Consider the following 23,993-nt stretch of genomic DNA (forward strand, 5'->3'; position numbering starts at 1 on the left):
TCTTCTCGTGGGCACGCGGCGGTAGGCTCGACCCGGCGTGTGCCGACCACCCGAGGGAATGGAATCCGTCATGGCCCCAGGACGCAACACGATGCCACCGCTGCCGCTGGTGCGGGCGGTCGAGCGGTTCCGGGCGGGACTGGTCTTCCTGCACCGCAAGCTCGTGCCGAGCGAGATCGCAGTGCTGGAGATGATGACCGCGGGCTGGCTGGCCCAGGCCATCGCCGCGGCCGCCGAACTGCGCATCGCCGACGAACTCGCCAAGGGGCCCCGCTCCGCCGCCGATCTGGCGACCGCCGTCGGCGCCGATGAGGACGCGTTGCGGCGCCTGCTGCGGCTGCTGATCAGTCACGGCTTCTTCGCCGAGGACCGCGACGGCCGCTACCGGCTCAACAAGACCGCCCAGGTGCTGCGCGGCGACTCGCCCGTGACGCTGCGGGACATGGCGCTGTTCGTCGGATCGAAGCTGCACCGGGAACGCTGGTCGCAGCTCACCGACGCGGTGCGCACCGGACGCCCGATCGCCTCGGGCGGCGCCGAGTTCTTCGAACTCGCGCAGACCGATCGCGAAGTGGGCGAATTGTTCGACAGGGCGATGGCCAGCGTCAACAGCATCGGCCGCGAAGCCCTGCTCAACGCCTACGATTTCAGCCGCTACGGGGTGATCGTGGATGTCGGCGGCGGCACCGGAATGCTGCTCTCCGAGATCCTGCGCCGCACCCCGGGTGCGCGCGGCGTCCTGCTCGATCTGCCGCAGGTGGTGGCCGACGTGCCCGACCGGCTCGCGGAAGACGGCCTCGCGCAGCGGTGCGAGGTGGTGGGCGGCTCGTTCTTCGAGTCGGTGCCCGAGGGTGGTGACGCCTACATCCTCCAGCACATCGTGCACGACTGGCCGGAGGCCGATCTCGCGCGCATTCTCGGGGCCGTGCGCGCGGCGATGAAGTCCCACTCCCGGCTGCTGCTCATCGAGATCGTGCTGCCCGAACACGATCGGCCCCACCCCGGCAAGTACATCGACCTCGAGATGCTGGTGAACGTCGGCGGGCGGGAGCGCACGGTGGCGGAGTACCGGGACCTGCTGGCGCGCAACGGTTTCACGCTGGAACAGGTGGTCCCCACCGTATCGCCGGAGAATATCCTGGTCGCGCGCCAGGCCGACGGGTAGTCCGCCGTTGTCAGGTGGGGGTGAGCACCACCGCTTGCGCGATCAGCGTGAGATACAGGGCGAACACGAAGCCCACGGCGGGCAGGATCGGGTAGTCCGGCTTCGTCCCGCGCCGGAACGCGACCGCGCCCGCCACCGGAATCACCAACAGCGCCAGGGGAATCCACGCGAGCGCGGCCTCCGCTCCGGTGTAGCCCCACGACCGCACCAGCAGGATGTCCACCACCGAGGCCAGCGCGGCGAACACGACGATCGCGACGGTGCCGCCCGTCACCCCGAGGGCATTCGAGTACAGGTGCTCCCCCGCGCGGTGCTCACGAGAGGTCTTGCGGGCGAACTCGAATTGCAGGAACGCGCCCGCGAACAGCACCGCCACGGCGAACAGGCGCGGCGTCGCCGACACCTCACCCGTGTCGATCGCCGAGACGAGCACATACGCCGTGAGCACCAGCTGCACCGGGTAGGTGACCAGCAGGTTGAGCAGGATGCCCTCGCGCACCGCCACCGACCGCCGCTCCACGGCCCACAGGAACAGCCCGTAGCCCAGCGTGGCGGCCATCGCCAGCGCCGAGCCCACCGACAACGCCAGGCTCGCGCCGACGGTGACGACCGCGATCACGGCCATGGCCGCCCGCAACTCCCCCGCGCTCACCGCGCCGGTCACCAGCGGCCGGTCGGGATTGTGGATGCGGTCGTACTCCAGGTCCTTCTGCTCGTCCACCATGCGCAGGTACAGCAGCACCGCGGCGACGACGGCGATCCGCACCACCGTCGCCCAGCCGGGCCGCCACGCCGTATCCGGTTGCGACACAAGGGCGGCCGTGCCCTCCACCGCCAGCACCCAGACGATGCCGTAGAGCAGGTAGTGCGGTTTGTACATGACGGCGGTGAACCGCCAGACGCGCGCGATCGATGCGAGCGCGCCGGGGGCATCGCTCACGCGTTCCACCGATCCCAATAGGTGACCTCGTCGGCTGGCGCGCGGCGCGGCGCGGGCGACGCGGACCCCGGGCGCAGGTGCGCCACCGGCAGCAGCGCCACCTGGGTGACCTCGTCGAACGGGATCGACAGCAGGTCGGCGATCTCGCGCTCGTAGACCAGGTGGGCGGTGGTCATGGTGGCGCCCATGCCCCGATCATGCAGGGCGAGAAGGAAATTCCACACCGCCGGATAGATCGAGCCGTAGAAACTGGCCAGGCGGTGGGCGTTGCCGTCGGCGGGCGGGCGGCCCAGCGAGCAGACCAGGACCAGCGCGGGCACCTCGTGCAGATGGTCGGCGAGGTAGCGGCCGGACTCCAGGTCACCGAGTTGGTCCGGGCGCGGCGTGCGCGCGGAGAGGTAGGCGGAGAACGCCTTTCGGTAGTACTCGGCGATGGCCTGACGGGTGTCGGCGTCCTGGACGATCACGAAGCGCCACGGCTGCCGGTTGGTGCCGCTCGGCGCGTGCACCGCGATGTCCAGGCATTCCAATAGATCTCGGCGCGCCACCGGGCGGGTCAGATCCAGCCGCTTGCGGAACGCGCGCGTGGTGCGCAGCAGTTCGGAACTCATGCGCCGTCCACGATCGGTTCGGCGTCCAGCGCGTCCCCGGCGAACTCGACGTCGACGCGCGCCGCCACGGCCCCCGCCTGCCGGATCTCGCCGCGCACCACAGCGGTGCCCGCGCCGGATTCGATGATCTCGCCGACGCATTCGGCCGGCAGATCCAGTTCCACGAATCGCTCGAAGGTGCTGGCCACGCTCACCGGGCGCGGCAGCTCCGGCAGCACCAGGCTCAGCCCGATCTGCCGGCACGCCTCGATGAGCAGGCTGCCGGGCACATGGTCGAGCTGGTGGTCGAACAGGAACGGGTGCGACAGGTCCGAGACCAGGTCGGCACGCGCGATATCGCCGTCGCGTTCGGGCGGGCCGATCACCACGTTGCGTTTGCTGCCCCGGCCCACCGACGCCGCGTCGGCCCGCTCCCCGATCGGCGCCGCACCGCGGAAAGGCCCGAGCCCCAAGCTCTTCCGGAATCCGTCGCGCAGGGCGGTCCAGTGGCTCGCGGTGGTCCAGGAGAACGACCCGTCGACGGTGAACATCGGTTCGCCGTCCGCGAAGATCTCCAGCACCATATCCAGGCCGTGCAGCACGTCGCCGCGCCGGTGATGATTCGGCGCCCGCACCCGCATCACCAGATCGCTCGGCGCCACACCGGTTTCCCAGGCGCGGGTGTCGGCGCCGGTGCCGTTGAAGGTGCGCACCACGAACGCGCGGTCGGTGGGCACGCCGTAGAACTCGTGGGTGAGCGCGATGGCCGCCTGCCGCGCCGCCTCCATCACCAGCAGCGGATCATGGCGCAGCCCTTGGGATCCCGCGTGATCGCCGTAGTAGGCGTGCATGCGCGGCAGCTGGGCGCCGACCAGGAAGGAATCCGGGCCGAGGGTGTCGAGGGAGGTGACGAACACCTCCGACACGGCGCACCGGTGCGCCAGCTGCCGTGGGATGGTGCTGATGTGCGTCGCCGCCTTCTCGGCGGCCGCGTGTGTCGTCACGATCGTCCCTCCATCCATTCTCGGGCGGTGACGGGCGGCAGGGTCTGCGACTGCGTTCCGACCCGCATCGGCAGCACGTAGGAACCGAGCACCAGCGTCGACCACGGATCCGGGCGCACCCCGGCCGCCCACGCCGCGTACAGCAGATCCGCGCCGTCGCCCTCGGCGGCGATACCGGCCCTGGCCAGGTCGTCCCGGACGACGCGCAGCGCCTCCTCGCGCTCGAAACTGCGGGCGGGCACGGTGCCGTACAGGTTGGCGGCGGCCGCGGCGGCGTCGGCGGAGCGGTCCGCGCCCGCCAGCGCCTCGGCCAGCACCTCGGCCCTGGTGTCCTCGTCGAAATAGATCGCCAGCTCGCGCAGGACGTCGGCGGGATCGTCGGGCGTGTGCACCAGGTTCAGCAGGAAGTTGTGGCGGCCCAGCGCGTAGCGCAGTTCGCCGGGCTTGCGGCGGCGCGGATCGGTGGGGCCCTTCGCCTCGGTGAGCCGGATCGGCACGGGCAGTTCGCCGTCGGGGGCGCGCACCACCAGAACCAGCACGTCGGAGATGCCGACCAGCAGGTCCGCCAACCGCCTGCGCTCGCGGGAGGCGATGTTCCAGGCGAAATACCACAGCGCGCGCACCAGGTGCGGGTTCACCGTCAGGCGACGCGCGGCGACGACGCGGAAACCGTTGGCGGGCAACCACTCCAGCGTCGGTTCTACGGAGCGGGCAACGATGGCGTCGGGCTTGAGCAGCAGCAGGGAGTGCCGGCGGGCGAAGGCGACCGGGTCGATCTCGAGGCGCTCGAGCTGTTCGGCGGTTTCCTGCACGTAGGTGTCGCCGACGTAGGCCGTGACCTTGTCCGGAGAGGGCGTGAGCCGGGTGAGGACGGCGCGCAGGCGGTCCTCGACGGTGTGCTGCGGTGCGGTGGTCATCGGCCGCTCCCGTCGAATCCGTTGGCGGCCAGGATCGCTTCGATCGAGGGCAGCGGAACCCCCAGGTAGCCGGACTCCAGGCAGTGGTCCAGCAGCAGCCGCAGGTAGTCCTTGCCGGTCGCGGGTGAGGGTCTGCCGAGCAGGATCTCCGCGCGGGTGGTCTCGAAGTCGAGGCGGCGCCGGAAGTACGTGGTGTACAGGGATCCGATGCGGCGGTAGTACTCCCGCTCCACCGGCTCGAGATCGTCTTCGGCGAAGGAGGATTCGGGGACGAACGTGGCCACCTCGAACGAGGGGTACTCGGCCAGCACGTCGGAGACGTCGCGCAGGGAGAGCGTGTCGCGGCCCAGGGCGTGCAGGGTGCGGCCGTGCGCGGAGTCGAAATCCAGCGCGGCGGCGGCGATCACGTCGGCCACGTGATCCACCGGGGCCAGCGAGAGGGTCGCGTCGTAGCGGCCGGGCAAAGTGCGCAGTTTGCCCTCGACCATCAGTTTCACGACGGTGTAGAGGTTCTTGTAGTCGCGGATCTCGCCGCCGCCGGTCGCGCCGGTGACGATGCCGGGGCGTACCACCGCCCACTGCAAGCCCCGCTCCCCCGCCTCTCGCACCAGCTGTTCGGCGCGGAACTTGCTGCGCTCGTAGCCGTTTCCGAAGGTCTGCCCCGCCTCGAGCTCGTCCTCGGTGACGGTGCCGCCGCGCATCCCGCACACGTAGGCGGTGCTCACGTGCACCAGCGGCACGTCCCAGCGCAGCGCGAGGTCGATGGCGTGGCGCGCGCCCCGCACGTTGAGTTCGTCGTAGACGGCCTCGGTGGCGTCGAACGCGGTGGTGGCCGCGCAGTGCACCACCAGCCCGACCCGTTCGGCGAGATCGGCCTCGTCGCGCGCGGAGAGCCCCAAACCCGGGCGCCGGATGTCGCCCGCGACGGGCATGCCCGCCTCCAGCAGCGTGCCGTCATTGCGCACGATGTCGGCCGCGCTGTGCAGCACCGCCGCCACCGGCCTGCTCGCCGCCGACAGCCGCGCCACCACCTCGGCACCGACCAGTCCGGTCGCGCCGGTCACCAGGACTGTTTCGCGATCGCTCATGCCTGCCCCTCGCTGACGCTCGGCTCCGGCTTGCGCGAAGCGCACTGGCACATGATTCGCTCACCGCGTTCGCTCATGCCTGCCCCTCCCCGACGTAGTAGGCCGCGCTGCGCCGCACGGTCCGGACGGCTCGGGTGGGGCGGGATTCGGCAGTCGCGCGCGGACCGGACGCCGGTCGGGTGGTCGCTCCGGCGGCAGTCCCGCCGCACGCCGACATCGCGCCTTGGGTCCGAGGTGCGCTCCGCCTCAGCTCGGTCAACCGGTGCGCGGGGCTCATGAGGGCACCTCGCTGGTGGGGCGGGCGGCGCTCGCGCGGTCGACCAGGGTGATGACCTGGCCGACGCGCAGGACGCCGGCCAGGTCCTCGGGGCGTTGTCTGGGGAGGTCGAAGGCGCGTTCGAGGACGACCGTGAGTTCCATGAGGCGCAGCGAGTCGAAGCCGAGGTCCTCGATGAGGCGGTGGTCGTCGGCGAGTTCGGCCGGCGGTTCGGGGGCCATGGCCAGGACCAGGCGGCGTACGGCGGTGGCGGTGTCGGCGGTCATGTCGCCTCGCTTTCACGCAGGTGAGGCTGTTGGCCGCCGCTGGTGAGCAGGTCGCGGGCCTCGTCGAGGGGCAGGTCGGTGTTCAGGTAGGAGGCCAGGCGCAGCCAGTCGTAGCCGATGGCCAGGGTGCGCCGCCACTGGTCGCGCGAATCGAACGAGGCCGGGAACACGACGGCGGCGTCGGCCCCGCCCGCCACCCGGCGCACCAGCGCCACGAAATCGTCCAGCGTGGCCAGCGCCGAGGACGTGTCACCACCGGCGGCGAGCAGGTGCGAGAACCGCACGCGCCGTGCCGAATCCAGCAGTGCCAGCACCTCCGCGCGACCGGACGCGTGCGGAGGCAGCAGGCGCGCTACGGTTGCGGCCGGGGACACGTCGGCGGGCAGCGGGTGAATACCGAAGGCGGACAGCAGGACTCGCACCGCCATGGCGACCAGCCGGTGCGCGGAGATGTCGGCGACACCGCCCTGGGCGTCCTTGACCGCGCCCGCCAGATCCTCCCTGGCGTTCTCCAGCACGATATTCGACCACACCAGATTCAGTGCGCACTCGGTGAACCGGCGCGCGGGCAGCGGGCAGAGCGTCGCGACGGCCGCGTCGTCGCGGGCCGCGCCGGTGAGCCCGAGCGCGGGCGCGTACGCGCCGGGGACGGGCGTGCAGGGCGCGGCGACCTTGCACATGGCGAGCGCCGGGCGGATCACTTCCGCACCGCGCCATTGCAGGCCGACCAGGCCCAGACGCACGAATTCGGCCAGGTCGGGCGCGATATCGCGCGGGGCGCGGGCGAGCACGTCGCGCACGGAGTGCTTGAAGACCACCGAGCGCCACGCGGTGACAGCCTCGGCGGAGAGTACGAACACCTCGGCGTCGTCGCGCAGGACGTGCACGCGCCCGCCGATGGTCCACGTCGTCACGCCGGGACGGCGCGCGAACAGCACCCGGTGCGGATCGTCGGCGACGTCGGTGATGCCGAGATCGGCCACCAGCGACCAGAATTCGTCCCAAGTGGTGTTCGCGGCGAGGGCGCGTGCCTTGGCCGCGCCGAGGATGCCGGAACCGCCCTGCGGATCACGGCGGCCGTCGGAACCCTCCTCGCCGTCGCGTCGACCGTCGGAATGCTCCTCGCCGTCGCGCCGGTCGACAGAACCCCCGCCGTCCGCGCGCCGGCCGTCGGAGCTCTCGCCGCCCACGCGTCGGCTGTCGGCGAACCGATCCACACTCGACGGCAGATCACCCAGGTCTCGATCGTCCACCGTCCAGGCGGCCGGGTCGCTCAGGTCCCGGTACCGGTCGGCGAACGGGCCACCGAGCCGATCCAGTTGGCGCGGCAGCCATTTCGTCTCGACATAGGTCTCGCCCTGCCGTGCCGCCCACGCCTTCACCGCCTGGGTGAGTCCGTCGCGGGCCCATTCGATCGCCTCGTCCTCGGCGCGCAGCGCCCGCAGCGCGACGGCGTAGCGCAGGGCCTGGGTGGCGCGCGCCGCCCACCAGTCGGCGACGACATCGCGGAACACCCGGTGCGGCAGGATCTCCCGCAGTCCCGCGAGGTCCACCGCGCCGGATCGGACCACGGTGGCGCGCAGGAAGCGCTGACAGCGGTTGAGCAGGTCCTCGTCCAGCGCGGACGGGTCCGCCTGGGCCGCGCGCTCCAGTTGGCCGCGCAGCTGCGCGAGCGACCGGGTGCGCACCTCCACCCGGCGGCCATCGATGAACAGCACCGTCGGCAGCGTCGGCAACTGCTCGTCGCCGGGGGCCACCACCAGGAAGTCCACGTCGGAGCCCTCGTTGCCGAACCCCTCCGCGAGCGAGCCCTCGAACAGCACGGCCGAATCAGCCGGTACGACAACGCTTTCCAGCGCACCGTCGAGCAGCTGCTCGATCCGCTCGCGCGGCAAGGCGGGGGTGGGCAGGTCGTCGGCGGACCCGGATTCGCTGTGCGCCCCGGCCGCCGTGCCGCCCGGCGCATCGCTGGACACGCCGATCACAATCGAATCTCGTTGTGCCGAGGTGGCTTTCGCGTCTGCCGGATGCGTCAGCGCCGAGGTCCCGTCGGCCTCGTGCACCTCCACACCGGTGAGCCCACCGTCGCGGAACAGCTGCCACAGGTGACGGCGGCGCGGCTTCCCGCTGGACGTGCGGCGGATGGTGCCGCGCGGACCGGTGACGATCGTGATGGCGGCCGCCGGACCGAGCTCGCCGCGAATGATCTTGCGGGCCTTGCCGATCCACTCGCCCGAGGGCGCCTCGGCGAACAGCGCGATGCCGGGCGCGCCCACGTCGGTGAGCGCGACGGCCGCCAATTTGCCTTTGGTGATGCCGGTTTCGCGGGCGACGCGCGATTCCACGTCCTCCATGAACACCGAACGGCCGCGCACCTTCAGGCTGGTGCCCATGCGGCCGAGCACGAACACCTCACCGCGGTGCAGGAATCCGGCGTCGCCGGAGTAGAGCCTGCCGTCCGCGAGGCGGGTGGCGGCGGTCGCCGAATCGCCCGTGTAGCCCATCGCCACCGAATCGCCGACGACGACCAGTTCGCCCAGCACACCGTCGGGCAGCTCGCGCCCGTCCTCATCGACGGCGAGCACAGTCGACTCCGGCGTGGAGTAGCCGAGGCCGGTGATCCAGCCCGCGCCCTCCACCCGGCGCCGGTCGTCGAGGAATTCCTCGGCCAGCACGCCGACCGGCTCCCCGAAACGCAGAGTGGGCGTGTCCAGCCGCAGGGCGGTGATCGGCCGGTTCCGCGCCGACGAGGTCACCATGAGCGTGGCCTCCGCCAAGCCGTAAGCCAGGGTGTAGGCCGGCATCGAGAACCCGCGCGGGCCGGTGAGCGCGGCGAAGGACTGGAGGTCGGCCACCTCGACCGGTTCGGAGCCGACGGCCAGCGTGCGCCAGCCCGACAGGTCCAGTTCCTCGATCTCCTCCGGCCGGACCCGGTGCGCGACGTAGCCGAGCGCGAACGACGGCGAGGGCGAGTGCTGGGCGTGCGCCATGGCGCGCAGCCAGCGCGCCGGGTCGCGGACGAACTGGTCGGGCCGCATCAGGTACAGGTCGCCCTGGTTGGTGACGGTGGTCAGGAACGCGCCCACCAATCCCATGTCGTGGTACAGCGGCAGCCACGACACCATCGCCTCGCCCGGCCGCCAGTCGATGAGGCGGGAGATCATCGCGACGTTATTGGCCAGGTTGTGCCAGCTCACCCGTACGCCGCGCGGCGTGCCCGTGGAGCCGGAGGTGAATTGCAGCAGTGCGCACTCGTCCGGCTCACCGAGCACCCGGTCGGCGGGCGGGTCGGGCAGGTCCGGGCCGATCACCAGCGGTTCGTCGGTGCGTCCCGCCGCCGTCGCCGCACGGCGCACCAGGTCCTCGAACTCCGGCGAGGTGACCACCAGTTGCGGTTCGGCGACCGCCAGGATGGACGCGATGTGCGCGATGATCTGCTCGAGATCGCCGAACATCGGCGGCGCGATCGGGGTGAACACCCCGCCGCACGCCCACACCGCGTAGAACGCGGCGGTACAGGCGAAGCCGGTGGGCATGATGACGCAGGCGCCACCCCCGCTGTCGAGTCCGTGCGCGCGCATGAGCGCGGCGATCGACCACGCCTGGTCCGCCAATTCGGGATAACCGCGGAATGCCCAGCCGTCGGCTTCGTCGGCCAGATGCACACCGGTGTCGGCGGCCGGATGCAGCAACCAATCCCGAACGGCCGCAACGTCTTTGTCAGGTGCCATCGCCGTGATCTCCTTCGGACAGCACAGTAACCGTTCCCGCGGTCCCGTCGACCCGAATCCGCATACTGGTCCGTATCTTTCTCGTGACGTCGCGGACCTGCACGACCGTCGGGACGCCCAGTTCGCGCGCCACGATCGCGACGTGGGTGAGCGGGCTGCCGCGCTCGATCACCAGCGCCGACGCCGAGGGCAGCGCCGCCACCCACCCGGGATCGGTGCGGTAGGCCACCAGGATGCCGCCCGCGACGTCACTCGGCTCGTCCACCACCACCGCCGCGCCCTCCACGACGCCCGCCGCCGAAGGGGTGCCCTCCAGCACGGTGCCCGCGGTCGCGGCCGGGGTGTCGGTGATCGGCACCCAACCCTGCTCGGCCAGTTCGGCCCGGCCGAAGGCGTCGCCGTGGGTGACGAAACGGGCGGGCGCGACCAGTTCGGCGTCCGGACCGCGCCGCGCCTTGCGGGCCGCGACCAGACCGCGCAGCGCGGCGGTGTCCGCGCCCTCGTAGCAGCCGCGCAGTTCGTGCACGGTGAGGTAGAAGACGTCGCCGAACTCGTCGAGCACGTCGCGCGCCACCAGATCGCGGCCCATGGCGCGGATCATCCGCTTGACCATGCCGAACGCCCTGGTGCGGCAGAAGCGCAGCCGTTCGCGGTGGGCGGCGCACCGCGACACCTTGGCGCGCAACCGCTCGTAGACGCGGCGCCGGACGCCGCCCAGGTGCGCGTTCAGGTAGTCCTCGGCGTCGCCGCGCCGGTCGTCGGGCGCGGCCTCGCCCACCCGGCCGAGCGCGCTGCGCAGCATGATGAACAGCCCGGACGGGTCCTCGCGCAGATCGGGGGTCTCGAGCTTGAGTTCGTCCAGGCTGCGGTAGCCGTAGCGATCGAGATAGGCGTCGACCTCGGCGCGGAAGGCGGGATAGTCGTCCAGCTTCGCCCACATCTCGCCGGGCGGGGTGGTGCGCACCAGCTCGGCGAGCGCCGGATCGGCGTGCACCGAGCGGGCCAGCGCGGTCATGGCGCGGGCGGGTTCGGCCGACTCCACGTCGGAGCCCGGACCCACCACCGCGTACAGGAACCACTCCGGGGCCTTGGGCAGGAAGAGCTTGGTGAGGATGTAGAGCGCGCCGGTGCAGGTGAGCAGAATCGCGTCCAGCACCATCAGCGGGCCCCAGCGTCGCACCAGGTCGCGATCCACCTCGCGGTAGGCCGTGTAGGCCCGCTCGCCGGAGAGGTTCGCGTAGTCGAGGGCGTCGTAGCGGTCGTACACGCGGTAGAACTCGTCGAGGAACCGCTCCACCAGCGCGTCGATGCCGAACAGGCGGCGCAGGTAGGTCACCGTGGTCACCGCCCGCGAGCGCGCCTTGGCGATCGGGTTGCGGAAAGTGAAGGGCCGCAACGTCTTCGCGATCTCATCGGGCAGCGGTTCGTCGACGCCGAGCGCCGCCTCGAGCACCTTGCGGTTGAGCGGATAGCCGGGCGCGATGCCGACCATGCGATACCAGTGCAGCAGGTTGTAGTAGACCCGGCCGTGAAAGTAGCCGAGCAGCACGGGAGTCCACGCCTCGGTCTGGCGCACCTGCGCGGGTGGTACCCGCAAAGACTCGGCGTAGCCGCGATATACGCGGCCGTAGATGTCGGCCGCCGTGGTGTAGGTGAGCGGAGACGTGATGCCGCTGAAGCTTTCGATGATGTTGGAGTTGTCCCAGATGCGCATCTCCCCGGGCGCCAGCGTTTCACCCGCGCCGCGCAACAGCGCCGCCGCGCGCCGGGCGGGCGCGAGCGGGGTGGTGATCGGGCGGGACTGGAGCACCCAGACCCCCACGTCGTCGATCGCCCACTCCACGTCCTGCGGTGCGCCGCAGACGATTTCGATCTTGCGGCCCAGCTCCACCAGTTCGGCGAGCTCCGCGTCGGTGAGCGCGGCGGCACCGCGCGCGGCGGCGTCGACGTCAGCGATCGCGCAGCCCTGCTCCGCCCCGGGTGTGTAGCTGCGCTCCTTGTCGCCGACCACGGTGTCGAGCACGACGCCCGAATCCTTGTCCACCACCGTGGTGTCCGCGTCGACCGCGCCGGACACCAGACCCTCCCCGAGCCCGTACACCGCGCTGACGACCATCTCGTCGGACGCGCCGGTGCTCGGGTTCGCGGTGAACAACACGCCGCTCACCCGCGCCGACACCAGCCGCTGCACCACCACCGCGGGCGCTCCGCCGCGCGGCAGGTCGCGCGCGAACGCGTAGCGGGTGGACCGTTCCGAGAACGCCGACGCCCAACAGTCACGCACCCGGTCGGCCACCGCGTCGGCGCCGTTCACGTTGAGGAACGAGTCGAACTGTCCCGCGTAGGAGTGGGCGTCGCCGTCCTCGGCCACCGTGGACGAGCGCACCGCCACCGGGCCGCCGCCGAGGTCGGCGTACGCGCGGTCGATCAACTCCCGCAACGCGGCGGGCAGCGGTGCGGCGGTGATCGCGGCACGCAGCTCCGCGGACGCGGCGACCGCGCGGTCCTGGTCCTCGATCCGCGCGAACTCGGCGATCGCGGCGTCCACCCCGCTCTCGGCGGCGAAGGCCGCGAACACGTCGGTGCCGAGCGCCACCCATTCGGGCACCCGGAAACCGCCGTTGTGCACCCTGTGCAGTCCGCGCGCCTTGCCGCCCGCCAGCGGGCCGATCGTCGAGCTGTCGTTCCACGAACCGAGTACCTGCACGCATCTCTCCCGTCGACCCTGCTCAGCGCGCCGGAACGGGATACTCACCGCGCGCGGGAAATCAGGGCTTGTCTGGATATATCCGAGATTTGGCCGTGACGTTAGCCGTCAAACATGTGGTACCAGTTCACAGACAGTTCGTCGCGCGGCGCGCGGCACCGTTATGCTGCGGTCAGTTCGTGGGTTCGGTAAGGAGTGATTCGGCGTGGGTTGGACGTTCACCCCGGACGAGTTCGCCCATGTCTGGCGGGAGACCGAGGTGGATCGCCACCCGTTCCCGCTGCGCATCCTGGAGACGCCGCGCACCGAGCACGACGCCGAGGCCCTGCGCAGGCAGCTCGCCGAGCGACTGCCCCTCGGCGGCGACCCCGACCTGTCCGCGTGCCTGCGCATCCTCGCCGCACCGCACACCAGGATCGTCGTCATCGGCGGCGGGCACACGCCGGGCAGCGAACTGCGACTGCTGGCTTGCGCCGTCTACGACCGCGCCGTGCTGGCCGTGCAGGAACCCGGGAAGCGACCCGATTTCGGCGGGGGCATCCACCTGTCCATCGGGCACGTCGGCAAGCTGGGCCACCGGATCGCCGCGCTGCTGCCCACCGCCCCCGCGGGCCGCGAACCCGCCCGCGCCGCCGACTCGGCCGCCGTGCGCGACACCGAGGCCGTCAGCCGCAACGGCGCCACCTCCATTCGCAGGCTGCTGCTCAAACCGCACACCGCCGAAGGGCACATCCGCATCGAACCGCGGCTGGACCGCGACGAGCCGCCCACGCCCGTCCACTACACCTGGATCGACGTTCGCGACGACGGGCGCTACCTGATCAAGGCGGATGACACCGTGCGCGTGGTGCCCGCCTCACCCGACCAGATCGCCGCTCAGCTGCAGAAACGCATTCCGGCGCAAGCCCGCTGATACCGCGGAGCCGCTCGTCTCCGCCGGCCCGAACGCGAATAATTCATCCGAATTGTCGCGTACCTCACGAAATTCCGCCGGACCCCGGTCGCCGCCGTGCGGACCATATGATCCGCCCTTAGACTGCGAATGATTTCGTGCGGATGGTAAGGCGGTATCGTGCAGAATTCTCCGAATCTCGTTTCCGCGGACAGACCGACTGCCGACTCGGTCCTCGGCGAGGCGCGGAGCCTGTTCGAGCCCGTTTACCGCACCGTGGTCGAAACCCTGCCGAGCGCACTGGCGGAAATTGTCGGACAGCACCGCGGATGGCATACGGCCGGCGCCTCGAAAACCGGTGGGCGGGCTATCCGTCCCGCGTTGGTCATCGCCTCCGCGCGCACCGTACCCGGCTGTTCCGGCCACACCGACGCGGTGCTCGCCGCCGCGGTTTCGGTTGAACTCGCTCACGATTTCACGCTCATTCACGACGACGTCATGGACGCCGACGAAATGCGCCGCGGCCGGCCCGCCGTCTGGGCGGAATTCGGGGTAGGCCCGGCGATTCTCGCGGGCGACGCACTGTTCGCGCTCGCGGTCGACCTCCTCGCCGAACGCGCACCAGCGGCCACTTCGACATTGACCCGCGCGCTGCGCACCCTCTGCGAAGGCCAATCCGCCGACCTCACCTTCGAGCAGCAATCGGATGTGGACATCGAAGCGTGCCTGCGCATGGCCGCCGGCAAGACCGGCGCCCTGCTCGAAGCCGCGTGTGCGCTGGGCGGCCGGACCGCGGGCGGCACCGAGCGCCAGGTCGACATCCTGCGCCGGTTCGGCGCCCACGTCGGCCTCGCCTACCAGATCGCCGACGATCTGCGCGGGATCTGGGCGCATCCGGCCGCCACCGGCAAGCGTGCGCACACCGATCTGGTTCGCCGGAAGAAGACCGTGCCGGTGGTGGCGGCGTTGTGCTCCGACACCGCAGCGGGTCGGGAGCTCCGCAGAAGGTACGCGACCCCGTCTGCCGCCTGCATCGAAGAGACCGTGGATCTGGCGGACCTGGTCGAGCGCGCCGGTGGCCGCCGTCACGCCGAGGCGCTGTTGCGCCAGCACTGCGACAGCGCACGCGACCTGCTGGTACGGCTCGGCTCGCCCCCGGACCGACTGGGCGACCTGCGAGCCCTGGTGACCCTGATCGAGCGGTGGCACTGAGCGCCACGTCGCGTCACACGTGAGCGAAGGACCACAGCAGCCCCGCCGAGGCCGCGACCACGGCGAGGCACACCACCTGCGCGTGACTCAGGTATCCGAGCCGCGTCGTGTGCCGGTGCCCGCGATACCGCTCCAGTACGAAGCGCACCGTCGCGTACCCCGACAAGTAGGCGGGCAGCGCCTCAGGAGTGGGCTCCGCGCGCACAACGACCCATGCCGAGATCGCTAGAAGCAGGGCGAGATTGGTGAGAATGTCCCAGACCTGGACGGCGTGCACCGGGGTCGTGGCCGACTCTCCGACGCTCACCTTTCGCCACCATTGGTCGGCCGGTCGCTGCGTCTCCCGCCGATACCGCACAATGAGCGGCCCCCGCCGACCCGGCGCGGGGCGGCCGTAGCAACAGCCGCTCAGCAGGCAGCCAGTGCGCGCGAAGCATGCCGCCAGCGGAAAGCAGAGGCCCAGAAAAGTAACCGCGACACGCCACGGCACGCCGGTGGCGACGACGAGCGCGAGAAAAATCGGCGTGAGCACCACCACCATATCGGTCAAGTAGGACCGCGCCGCCAGTCCCCAATAACGCTCCTTCGCCCAGAGCAGAATCGGGTACACGGGAAAATAGAACACGGCGACCGCGAGAATCGGTAAGCGCCATCGGTGATCATCCAGCCATAACGCACCCATACCGAAGGCGAGCAGCGCGCAGACCGCGGCCCCGATATCGTTGAGCGCGAAATAGGGGTGATATCGGGTACCCGTGATCTCGTGAGCCCGCCGGATGACAGTTTCGAGGCGGTTCTCCGGCTGAGCGGAGGTATCCAGCATCGTCGCTCCCTCAGTCTCCGGGGAAGAACTCGGCGGCACGCGCATCGAAGGTGTTCCAAAAGAGCACATTCGCCTCGCCGGCCAACTCGCGCGCCGCGGCGAACGCTTTGCCCGAGCACACCGGGTCCAACGACACACCGTCATCACCGGCCGCGCGGGCCACGGCGGCCGTCCCCGACGCGGTCGGATGCCCGTATCCCGCTCCCAGCCACTCGTCCCTGAGTTCCACGTGCGGCGTCCCCTCCGGCATTCCGACGCCGTGAGCGCGCAGGAACCGGTGACACTGCACCAGCAACCGGCGAAGCCGCCGCTCGTCACAACGGGGTCGATCGTTGATGATCACGCCCATGACCGTGGCGGACAGCCCGCCCAGGTGCAGGCCGGTCGCCAGGCCCGCGGCGGTGCCGCCGGTTCCGACGGGCAGGACCACGCGGTCCGGGCAGGGCAACGCGCCCGCCCGGACCTGTTCGGCCAGCTCCAACCCCGCTTCGACGTACCCGAGCATTCCCCGGACCGAGGAGCCGCCCGCCGGAATGATCCGTGGCCTGCTCCGGTGCCGGCTCGCCGCCGCCGCGAAGATCGCGGGCGCGGCCAGATACGTCCGGCGCACAGTGCGTGTGTGGTGCACGGTGGCGACGCGCCGGAGTCGCGCCATCTGCTCGTCGACCTCCGGACTCGGCGGCTGGTCCACCACCGCGACGTGGGTGGTGATGCCCACCCGCCGCGCGGCGGCCGCAGTGGCCAAGCCGTGGGCCGCTCCCGCTGCCGACGCCGTGCACAACACCCGCGCACCACCGCGCGCCGCGGCCGGCAGCAGCCATTCGAGCTTGCGCAGCTTGTTTCCACCGTAGTAGCAGCCGTAGACGCCGTCGTCCTTCAGCCATAGACCGTCCCCCGACAGCCGCCGGACCGGCGTAGGACTCCCGGCGTCCGCCCGAACGATTTCCGGGGACAGGCCGCAACGGCTGTGCAAGCGCGAGTCAGTCATCACCGTCGTCCTTCAGGATGCGCGGACGCGGGATCGCGGGAATCCGCCTCGGCAGCGCGCGAAGCACCCGCGGCCCGAACAAGGCGGACGGCGAACCACAGAGCGTGAGCAGATCCAGGGCGGCCGCTTGGGCTCCCGCGTCGACGCGACCGAGGTTCATCACGCGCTGCAGATACCGCCCACGCAAGTCCGGACGGTGCGCGTCGCCGGCCAACAGCCCCTGGTCGACACCCGTCGCGGTGAGCCAGGCGACTTCACCCGCCGAGGTGACCCGGGCCTGTAGGGCGCGCCCGCTGCCCGGGCCGAGCCCAGCGCGCAGGATCATGTCGCGCAGACTCAGCGCTGTCTGCGCCGCGACCGTCATGCCTTGGGCGTATACGGGATTGAAGTGACATGCGGCGTCCCCGACGACAACGAAACCATCCGGCCACACCGGGAGAGCATCGAACTCGAAACGGCGGTTGCCGGTGGGACGGAAGCCTGCCACCTCGATCGGGTCCACTGCTTCGAGCACACGGCCGAGCACAGGGTCGGCCAAGCCCGCACTGAACTCGCGGACGCCCTCGAAGTCGGCGGGCGGGCGATCGCCCAGACATCCGACGACAGTGAGCAACCATTCACCGTTCTCGATCGGAAGCACTTGGCCGCGCCTGCTGGTATGTGGCGCCGATTGCAGAACTATTCCCCGCCAGGGATCGGCCAATGCCAACGGCCCGTGGAACCGGACGCTGGTGTGGCCCGATCCGATGTCGACGACTGTTGATTCCGGCTCCCCGATGCCGAGTTCCTTCAACCAGGTGACGCCGCGGGCGTGCCGGCCGGTGGCATCGACCACCAGGTCCGCCCCGGTGAGCTCGCCGCCGTCGGCGGTGCGGACACCGTGCACTCGCGCGTCCCCCCGGGCGAGCAGACCCGTCACCCGAGTGTGGTATCGGAATTCGACATTCGGCAATGCGGCGACGATTCGACGGATGCGCCATTCCAGCAACGGCCGCGAGCAGGAGAGCAACCTGTGCGCATTGTCGAGGCGGTGGGCCCAGCCGTGATAAGTCCACCAAGCGAGATCGGCGGACATGGACAGTGGCACCACACCGTCCTCGGCGAGGTCGCCGAGGAAGTCACCGAACAACTCGGAGAAGGCGCGCAGTCCGCCCTCCATCAGCGTGTGGGTCAGGGCCGCGTGCGGCACTCCCGGGCGGCGACGAGGGCCTTCGGGCTCGGCGTCACGCTCGACGACGATGACCTCGCCCGCATGCGGAGACATTGCCGCTGCCAGCGACAACCCCGCGATACCGCTCCCGACGACAAAGACTTTTCCGATACGCATCGTCTCTCCGAGCTGACATGCCCCCGGGAGGACGCCCGGGCGGACGGGTGTGTGCTGACAAAATGTCACAGCCGGTCTTCCGCGGCCAGCCGGGTGGGCGATCTATGACCGAGATAACCATCGGCCGACGCAACGCACCACCGACATGAATTGCCCTGCGACACAGCGCGTTACCACTGAACTGTGATCTCGCCGTTAATCGTGGGCAACAGTGTGGCGAACACGCGGAAGTTCCCATCCCGCATATCCGGTTGCCAGGAAGCAACATTCGCGCTATCGGACCTGGCGCTCCAGTCGAGGAGCGCCCGAACACTATGCGAACCAGTGCCTTCGACCACCATGCACCGGCTCACGAGCCTTCATGAGCCAGAGCCCCCTCTTGCTCGGCGAGCGCATGTCGACTGCCGACCCCCGTGAACGCGACGCCCGCCGGACGCAGTGTGGCCGCGACTGCCACCCACCGGTGTCGCCGGCACCGGTTAATCTGGGTCGGACCGACCGAGCCCCGGGGGTGCGCATGACGATCGAGAACAGCCGAGCCGATATCGCGCGGTTCAAGCAGCAAGCGCAGGCAGGCACCGTCACGTTCGATCCCGAGGCGGCGCGGCGCTGCGCCGCGATGTACGAGCATCAGGCCGACCGGCTGATCCATTTGCAGCAGCGGCTGGAATCGGTGTCAGAACTGCGCGGCTTCGGCGGATTCGTCTCCGCCCAGCAGTTGCAGGCCGGGTACGGGCACAAGGCGCGCGACGCCGCCGCCCTGCTCGACCACTACATCGAGGCCGCCTACCGGATGAAGGAGGCGTTCCTGATCAGCGCGGGACTCTACGAGGAGGCCGATGCCGCGAGCGCGGCGGCGCTGCGCGCCGTCGAGGCGAGGTTGCCGCGATGACCGGCACCGATCCCGTCTACATCAACTCGATGGAGCACTTCGAGTCGATGCCGCACGAGGAGATCCACGCCAAGACCCAGCAGATCGACGCCGGCGAGATCCTGCGCGCCTCCACCGCCTGGCTCGAGGTGGCGGCCACGCTGGCCACCTCCATGCCGCTCACCCGCACCAGCGCCGACCGCGTGATGAACGGGATGGCGTGGGAGGGCGCGGCCGCCGAGGCCGCCTACGCCAGCACCCGCAGCTTCGCCGCCGCCGTCGAGGAACTGAGCGCGGTGATGGGCGAGGTGGGCGCGCGGCTCGGCGGTGTGGCCGCCGCCGCGGAGGCGGTGAAACTGGCCGTGGTGCCGCCCGGCGGGTCGGGGCCGATCGGGGCCATCGCCCAGCTGCTGGAGGCGGCGAACGTCATCGACGCGCAGATGGCGCAGGAGGCGCTGCGGCAAGAGGCCGTGCTCGCCATGAACATGATCTACAAACCCGCCTACACCCTGGCGGGGACCGGTGTGCCCGCGCTGCCGGAGCCGCCCGCGGTGGCCGATCTGGGCACCGTGCCGCCGCCGGACTACGCGCCGCAGCCGGAGGCGCCGGGTGCGGAATACGTTCCGGTGCCGCAGGATTCGCCGTCGTCGCCCGGTGCGAATGGGCAGACGCCGGAGGCTCCCGGCGAGAACGGTCAAGCGCCCGGTGAGGGCGGGCGGACGCCGGAGGAAGGACAGGCGCCGACTCAGCAAACGCCGCCCTCGTCCGGGGACACGCCGCCCGAGGAGGGAACGCCCGCTCCGCAGGAGAGTCCGGCACCGCCGACGCAGCAGGCTCCCACCGAATCTCCCGCGCCGTCTCCCTCGGAGACACCGGCGCCCACGCAGGAAGCTCCCGCACCGAGCGAGGCACCGGTGCCCACCGAGGAGAGTCCGGCACCGCCCACGCAGGAGGCTCCCGCGCCCACGGAGGAGGCCCCCGTACCAAGCGAGGTACCGGAAACTCCGGCCCCTACGGAGGAGCCCCCGGCACCGCCGACCCAGCAGGCCCCCGCACCCACCGACGCACCGGCACCACCGGAACCTCCGGCACCCACCGAGGAGGCCCCGGCGCCCGAACCCGCCCCACCCCCGGACCAGCAGTCCCCACCGTCGGGCGAAACCCACCCCCTCGACCCGGGCGGCCAACCCGGCGTCACCGGCCCGATCCCCGGCACCGCCGAGGGCTCCTCCCACACCGACCAACCGGGCGTCATCCCACAACCCGGCACGGTGTGACGCACGCGGACGCCCCGGCGTCGTAGCGCGCCGCAGACCGAACCTCTGGGTCGAGAGCGCGAAACGGTCACGGGTGGTCGGACTGCGGCGCGACAATCACGGTGATCGTCGCCTGCGCTGACCGCCGGACAGTTCGTGCGATAGTGCTCGGCGCGCATCTCAGGCCGGTCGAGGCCGACCTCGGTGAGCAGGTCGTCGTCCTTCCTCCGCGCGCGCCGCCAGGCACTGCGCCGATGCACGATCAGCGCCCCGCCGTTGTAGGCGACGCGCGCCAAGGATCGCCTCACCGGGGCGTCGGCCACATCCGCTCCGAGCGGAACCCGTTGCCCGGCAACAGGTTCCGTGCCTCAGACCTTGACGAGGTCGTCGGCGTGGATGACGGGGCGCTGCATGGTGTCGGGGAGTTCGGTGGTGGAGCGGCCGAGCATGGTGGACAGCTCGGTGCTGTCGTACTCGACGACGCCGCGCGCCACCAGGCGGTGGTCGGCGGCGAGCAGATCCACCACGTCGCCGCCGTAGAAGCGGCCCTTGACGCCGATGATCCCCGCCGCGAGCAGCGAGCGGCGGCGGTGGGCGACGGCCTGCACCGCGCCCTCGTCGAGCACCAGCGCGCCCCGGCTGTCGGCGGCGTGGCGGACCCAGAACTTGCGGGCCGACAGGCGGACCGGGCGGGCGGCGAACGCGGTGCCCACCGTGCCCGACGACAGCGCGGTCGCGGCCTGTTCGGCGGCGGCCAGCAGCACCGGCACGCCCGCGTCGGCCGCGAGCCGCGCGGCCGACAGCTTCGACGCCATGCCGCCGGTGCCGAGCGCGCCGCCGCTGCCAGCGATCACACCGTCCAGATCGGCGCTGGTGCGCACCTCGGGAATGAAATTCGCCGCACCCTTGCGGGGGTCGCCGTCGTAGAGCCCCTCCACATCGGAGAGCAGGAACAGCGCGTCCGCGCCCACCAGGTGGGCGACCAGGGCGGCGAGCCGGTCGTTGTCGCCGAAACGGATCTCCTCGGTGGCCACCGTGTCGTTCTCGTTGACCACGGCCACCGCGCCGAGCGATCGCAGCCGGTCCAGGGTGCGCTGGGCGTTGCGGTGGTGCTCGCGGCGCGCGAAATCGTCGGCGCTCAACAGCACCTGGCCGACGGTGCGCCCGTAGCGGGTGAAGGAGGTGCCCCAGGCGTGCGCCAGGGCCAGCTGACCCACGCTGGCCGCAGCCTGCTTTGTCGCCAGGTCCCTTGGCCTGCTGGACAATCCGAGCGGCGCGATCCCGGCGCCGATGGCGCCCGAGGACACCACCACCACGTCCGAACCGGCCCGCATGCGCGCCTCCACGGCGTCGGCCAGCCGGTCCAGGCGCTCGGTGTCCAGACCGCCCTTCAAACTGGTCAGCGCCGACGACCCGATCTTGACCACCACGCGGCGCGCCGCCGCGATCGCCTGGCGCGCCTCGCTCAGCCCCTCGGGCGAAACAGCTCGCGCCAGTGCGGAATCGACCTCCGTCACAACGAAACTCCCCGTAACACCGCGGTTCGCACCGCGTCCTTCACGAATCCCCGTCCTCGGTGACCAGTCCGCGCCGCACCCGCGACGCGTGCTTGCGCTCGGCGGCGCTCACCCGGTCGGTCTGCTCCAGGCGCACGTCGGTGCCGCGGCCGGTGGGCACCATGTCCACACCCGCCGAGATCTGCGGCTCCCAGTCGAACGTGACGTCGCCGATGGTCACCGGCGCACCGGGTTCGGCGCCGAGGCGCACCAGTTCGTCCTCCACGCCGAGGCGGGCCAGGCGGTCGGCGAGGTAGCCGACGGCCTCGTCGTTGTCGAACTGGGTCTGGCGCACCCAGCGTTCGGGCCGGGTGCCGCGCACGATGAAACCGCCCGGCTCGTCGGGATCGGCGATGACACTGAATCCGGTCTCGTCCACCGCGATCGGGCGGATCACCGGACGCTTGGGCGCCGCCTTCGGGTGGGCCTCGCGGTACTCGCGCACCAGATCGGCCAGCGCGAAGGTCAACGGGCGCAACCCGGCCCGGCTCACCGCCGAGATCTCGAACACCGGCCAGCCGCGCTCGGCGAACTCGGGGGTGACCATCTCGGCCAGCTCGGCGGCGTCGGGCACGTCGATCTTGTTGAGGATCACCACGCGCGGGCGGTCGGCCAGATCGCCGAGGCCGGCGTCGGCGGAGAGCGCGGGCTTGTAGGCGGCCAGCTCGGCCTCCAGGGCGTCCACGTCGGACACCGGGTCGCGACCGGGCTCTAGGGTGGCGCAGTCCACCACGTGCGCGAGCACCGCGCAGCGCTCCAGGTGGCGCAGGAAGTCCAGCCCGAGCCCGCGGCCCTCGCTCGCACCCGGAATGAGACCCGGCACGTCGGCGACGGTGAAAGTGGTGTCGCCGCTGGCGACCACGCCCAGGTTCGGCACCAGCGTGGTGAACGGGTAGTCGGCGATCTTCGGCTTGGCCGCCGAGAGCACCGACACCAGCGAGGACTTGCCCGCCGAGGGGAAGCCGACCAGGCCGACATCGGCCACCGACTTGAGTTCGAGGACGAGGTCGCGCTCCTCCCCCTCCTCGCCGAGCAGGGCGAAGCCGGGGGCCTTGCGCGCCTTGGAGGCCAGCGCGGCGTTGCCGAGCCCGCCGCGCCCGCCGCGAGCGGCGATGTACCGGTTGCCCGCACCGACCAGATCGGCCACGATCTCGCCGTCCTGGCCCAGCACGACCGTGCCGTCGGGCACCTTGAGCAGCAGGTCGCCGCCGGTCTTGCCGTCGCGGTTGCCGCCCTCGCCCGGTTTGCCGTTGCCCGCTTTGGCGTGCGGGTGGAAGTGGAAGTCCAGCAGGGTGTGGACGTTCGGGTCCACCTCGAGGATCACATCGCCGCCGTTGCCGCCGTTGCCGCCGTCGGGACCGCCGAGCGGCTTGAACTTCTCGCGGTGCACCGAGGCGCATCCGTGACCGCCCTTTCCGGCACGTACGTGCAACACGACGCGATCGATGAACTTCGACATGGTCGAATCATCCTCCTTCTGGGCTGGTCGTTCGTCGGCGGCGCGCGGCGCCACGAGAACGCGAAAGCGGGTCAGGGCGTCTACCCTGACCCGCTCGGCTGTGTCCGGAGTGGCTACCTGGCGGTCAGGCCACCGGCTCCGGGACGACGATGTTGATGGTCTTGCGACCGCGCTTGCTGCCGAACTGCACCGAGCCCGCCGCCAGGGCGAACAGGGTGTCGTCGCCGCCGCGACCGACGTTCACGCCGGGGTGGAAGTGGGTGCCACGCTGACGGACGAGGATCTCGCCCGCCTTGACGACCTGGCCGCCGAAACGCTTGACGCCGAGTCGCTGGGCGTTGGAGTCACGTCCGTTCCGGGAGCTGGACGCGCCCTTCTTGTGTGCCATAGCTGTTTCTCCTCGGGATGTCTTACTTGATGCCGGTGACCTTCAGGACCGTCAGCGGCTGACGGTGACCCTGGCGCTTGTGGTAGCCGGTCTTGTTCTTGAACTTGTGGATGCGGATCTTCGGGCCCTTGGTCTGCTCGACGAGTTCCGCGGTCACCGAACGCTTGGCCAGCGCGGCCGCGTCGGTGGTCAGTTCGGCGCCGTCCACGACGAGGACGGGCGAGAGCTCGACGGAAGCGCCCGCCTCACCCTCGATCTTCTCGACCTTCACCAGGTCACCGACCGCGACCTTGTACTGCTTTCCGCCGGTCTTGACGATCGCGTACGTTGCCATCGGTCGGCTTCCTCCACTCGAATGTCTACTCGTGCTTACTCACGCCACAGTGGTGTGGCGCGACTGGCTTGGCTGGTTGCTGCACGGGGGCGCTTACCTTGCTGCTCAGCAGCATCGGGCGCATCGCCAGGCAGCGACCGACCAAGGCTACCAGACCCCCGCTCCCCGACCCAATTCGGTCCGGATGCGGTCCCTCCGGGCC

General features: G+C 70.9%; 20 protein-coding genes. 5 read left to right on the forward strand and 15 right to left on the reverse strand.

Annotated elements, in window-relative coordinates:
- The first annotated feature begins 70 nt into the window (after window positions 1-70).
- Window positions 71-1,165 carry a methyltransferase gene (locus DFR74_RS22200; RefSeq protein WP_067511668.1) on the forward strand — a complete coding sequence of 365 codons (1,095 nt, stop codon included), beginning with the start codon at window positions 71-73 and terminating at the stop codon, window positions 1,163-1,165.
- A 10-nt stretch (window positions 1,166-1,175) separates the two neighbouring features.
- Here the strand turns inward: DFR74_RS22200 and DFR74_RS22205 are convergent, their stop codons facing one another.
- From DFR74_RS22205 to DFR74_RS22240, 8 genes are all read right to left on the reverse strand, one after another.
- Entirely contained in the window at window positions 1,176-2,105 is a 930-nt protein-coding gene (locus DFR74_RS22205; protein WP_067511586.1) for a UbiA prenyltransferase family protein, read from the reverse strand.
- On the reverse strand, window positions 2,102-2,716 hold the full coding sequence (locus DFR74_RS22210; protein WP_067511584.1) for a nitroreductase family protein: 615 nt from the start codon (window positions 2,714-2,716) through the stop codon (window positions 2,102-2,104). Before DFR74_RS22210 ends, DFR74_RS22205 begins: the two co-directional genes overlap by 4 nt.
- A complete protein-coding gene (locus DFR74_RS22215) occupies window positions 2,713-3,699 on the reverse strand; it encodes a ScbA/BarX family gamma-butyrolactone biosynthesis protein (protein WP_232331839.1) in 987 nt (328 codons plus the stop codon). Before DFR74_RS22215 ends, DFR74_RS22210 begins: the two co-directional genes overlap by 4 nt.
- Window positions 3,696-4,616, reverse strand: a complete 921-nt coding sequence (locus DFR74_RS22220) for a nucleoside-diphosphate kinase (RefSeq protein WP_067511581.1) — start codon at window positions 4,614-4,616, stop codon at window positions 3,696-3,698. Before DFR74_RS22220 ends, DFR74_RS22215 begins: the two co-directional genes overlap by 4 nt.
- Window positions 4,613-5,704: an SDR family oxidoreductase gene (locus DFR74_RS22225; protein ID WP_067511579.1), complete on the reverse strand. Its 1,092-nt coding sequence runs from the start codon at window positions 5,702-5,704 to the stop codon at window positions 4,613-4,615. The genes DFR74_RS22220 and DFR74_RS22225 overlap by 4 nt, the downstream gene beginning before the upstream one ends.
- Window positions 5,705-5,977: 273 nt before the next feature.
- The gene (locus tag DFR74_RS22230; protein ID WP_067511577.1) at window positions 5,978-6,247 is read right to left on the reverse strand and encodes an acyl carrier protein; all 270 of its coding nucleotides are present in this window, start codon (window positions 6,245-6,247) and stop codon (window positions 5,978-5,980) included.
- Window positions 6,244-9,978, reverse strand: a complete 3,735-nt coding sequence (locus DFR74_RS22235; protein WP_232331838.1) for an AMP-binding protein — start codon at window positions 9,976-9,978, stop codon at window positions 6,244-6,246. Before DFR74_RS22235 ends, DFR74_RS22230 begins: the two co-directional genes overlap by 4 nt.
- On the reverse strand, window positions 9,968-12,685 hold the full coding sequence (locus tag DFR74_RS22240; RefSeq protein ID WP_084537947.1) for a phosphoenolpyruvate synthase: 2,718 nt from the start codon (window positions 12,683-12,685) through the stop codon (window positions 9,968-9,970). The genes DFR74_RS22235 and DFR74_RS22240 overlap by 11 nt, the downstream gene beginning before the upstream one ends.
- A 205-nt stretch (window positions 12,686-12,890) precedes the next feature.
- Here DFR74_RS22240 and DFR74_RS22245 point away from each other — a divergent pair, with 205 nt between their 5' ends.
- Window positions 12,891-13,598: an ESX secretion-associated protein EspG gene (locus DFR74_RS22245; protein ID WP_067511576.1), complete on the forward strand. Its 708-nt coding sequence runs from the start codon at window positions 12,891-12,893 to the stop codon at window positions 13,596-13,598.
- 255 nt (window positions 13,599-13,853) lie between these two features.
- Window positions 13,854-14,789 carry a polyprenyl synthetase family protein gene (locus tag DFR74_RS22250; RefSeq protein ID WP_195125793.1) on the forward strand — a complete coding sequence of 312 codons (936 nt, stop codon included), beginning with the start codon at window positions 13,854-13,856 and terminating at the stop codon, window positions 14,787-14,789.
- 13 nt (window positions 14,790-14,802) lie between these two features.
- Here DFR74_RS22250 and DFR74_RS22255 read toward each other — a convergent pair whose 3' ends face one another.
- The 3 genes from DFR74_RS22255 to DFR74_RS22265 are packed head-to-tail and all read right to left on the reverse strand — an operon-like array spanning window position 14,803 to window position 17,927.
- Window positions 14,803-15,657 (reverse strand): prolipoprotein diacylglyceryl transferase family protein, encoded by an 855-nt coding sequence (locus tag DFR74_RS22255; RefSeq protein WP_170160785.1) that lies wholly within the window; start codon window positions 15,655-15,657, stop codon window positions 14,803-14,805.
- The gene (locus tag DFR74_RS22260; RefSeq protein WP_067511573.1) at window positions 15,623-16,600 is read right to left on the reverse strand and encodes a 1-aminocyclopropane-1-carboxylate deaminase/D-cysteine desulfhydrase; all 978 of its coding nucleotides are present in this window, start codon (window positions 16,598-16,600) and stop codon (window positions 15,623-15,625) included. Before DFR74_RS22260 ends, DFR74_RS22255 begins: the two co-directional genes overlap by 35 nt.
- Window positions 16,593-17,927, reverse strand: coding sequence for an FAD-dependent oxidoreductase (locus DFR74_RS22265; RefSeq protein WP_170160786.1), 1,335 nt, complete (start codon window positions 17,925-17,927; stop codon window positions 16,593-16,595). Before DFR74_RS22265 ends, DFR74_RS22260 begins: the two co-directional genes overlap by 8 nt.
- 517 nt (window positions 17,928-18,444) lie before the next feature.
- On the opposite strand from DFR74_RS22265, the gene DFR74_RS22270 reads away from it, so the two are divergent.
- Together DFR74_RS22270 and DFR74_RS22275 are read left to right on the forward strand one after the other, a co-directional pair.
- Window positions 18,445-18,819 (forward strand): hypothetical protein, encoded by a 375-nt coding sequence (locus DFR74_RS22270; RefSeq protein WP_067511571.1) that lies wholly within the window; start codon window positions 18,445-18,447, stop codon window positions 18,817-18,819.
- Entirely contained in the window at window positions 18,816-20,075 is a 1,260-nt protein-coding gene (locus DFR74_RS22275; protein WP_067511570.1) for a hypothetical protein, read from the forward strand. The genes DFR74_RS22270 and DFR74_RS22275 overlap by 4 nt, the downstream gene beginning before the upstream one ends.
- Before the next feature lie 347 nt (window positions 20,076-20,422).
- Here DFR74_RS22275 and proB read toward each other — a convergent pair whose 3' ends face one another.
- From proB to rplU, 4 genes are all read right to left on the reverse strand, one after another.
- A complete protein-coding gene (proB, locus tag DFR74_RS22280) occupies window positions 20,423-21,523 on the reverse strand; it encodes a glutamate 5-kinase (RefSeq protein WP_067511664.1) in 1,101 nt (366 codons plus the stop codon).
- Between the two features lie 88 nt (window positions 21,524-21,611).
- Complete coding sequence (gene obgE, locus DFR74_RS22285; protein WP_067511663.1) at window positions 21,612-23,069, reverse strand: GTPase ObgE; 1,458 nt, start codon at window positions 23,067-23,069, stop codon at window positions 21,612-21,614.
- A 124-nt stretch (window positions 23,070-23,193) separates the two neighbouring features.
- On the reverse strand, window positions 23,194-23,457 hold the full coding sequence (rpmA, locus tag DFR74_RS22290) for a 50S ribosomal protein L27 (protein ID WP_067511569.1): 264 nt from the start codon (window positions 23,455-23,457) through the stop codon (window positions 23,194-23,196).
- A 22-nt stretch (window positions 23,458-23,479) separates the two neighbouring features.
- On the reverse strand, window positions 23,480-23,791 hold the full coding sequence (gene rplU / locus DFR74_RS22295; RefSeq protein ID WP_067511568.1) for a 50S ribosomal protein L21: 312 nt from the start codon (window positions 23,789-23,791) through the stop codon (window positions 23,480-23,482).
- Between the last annotated feature and the right edge of the window lie 202 nt (window positions 23,792-23,993).

Source organism: Nocardia puris, from assembly GCF_003315035.1.
Classification (GTDB): Bacteria; Actinomycetota; Actinomycetes; order Mycobacteriales; family Mycobacteriaceae; genus Nocardia; species Nocardia puris.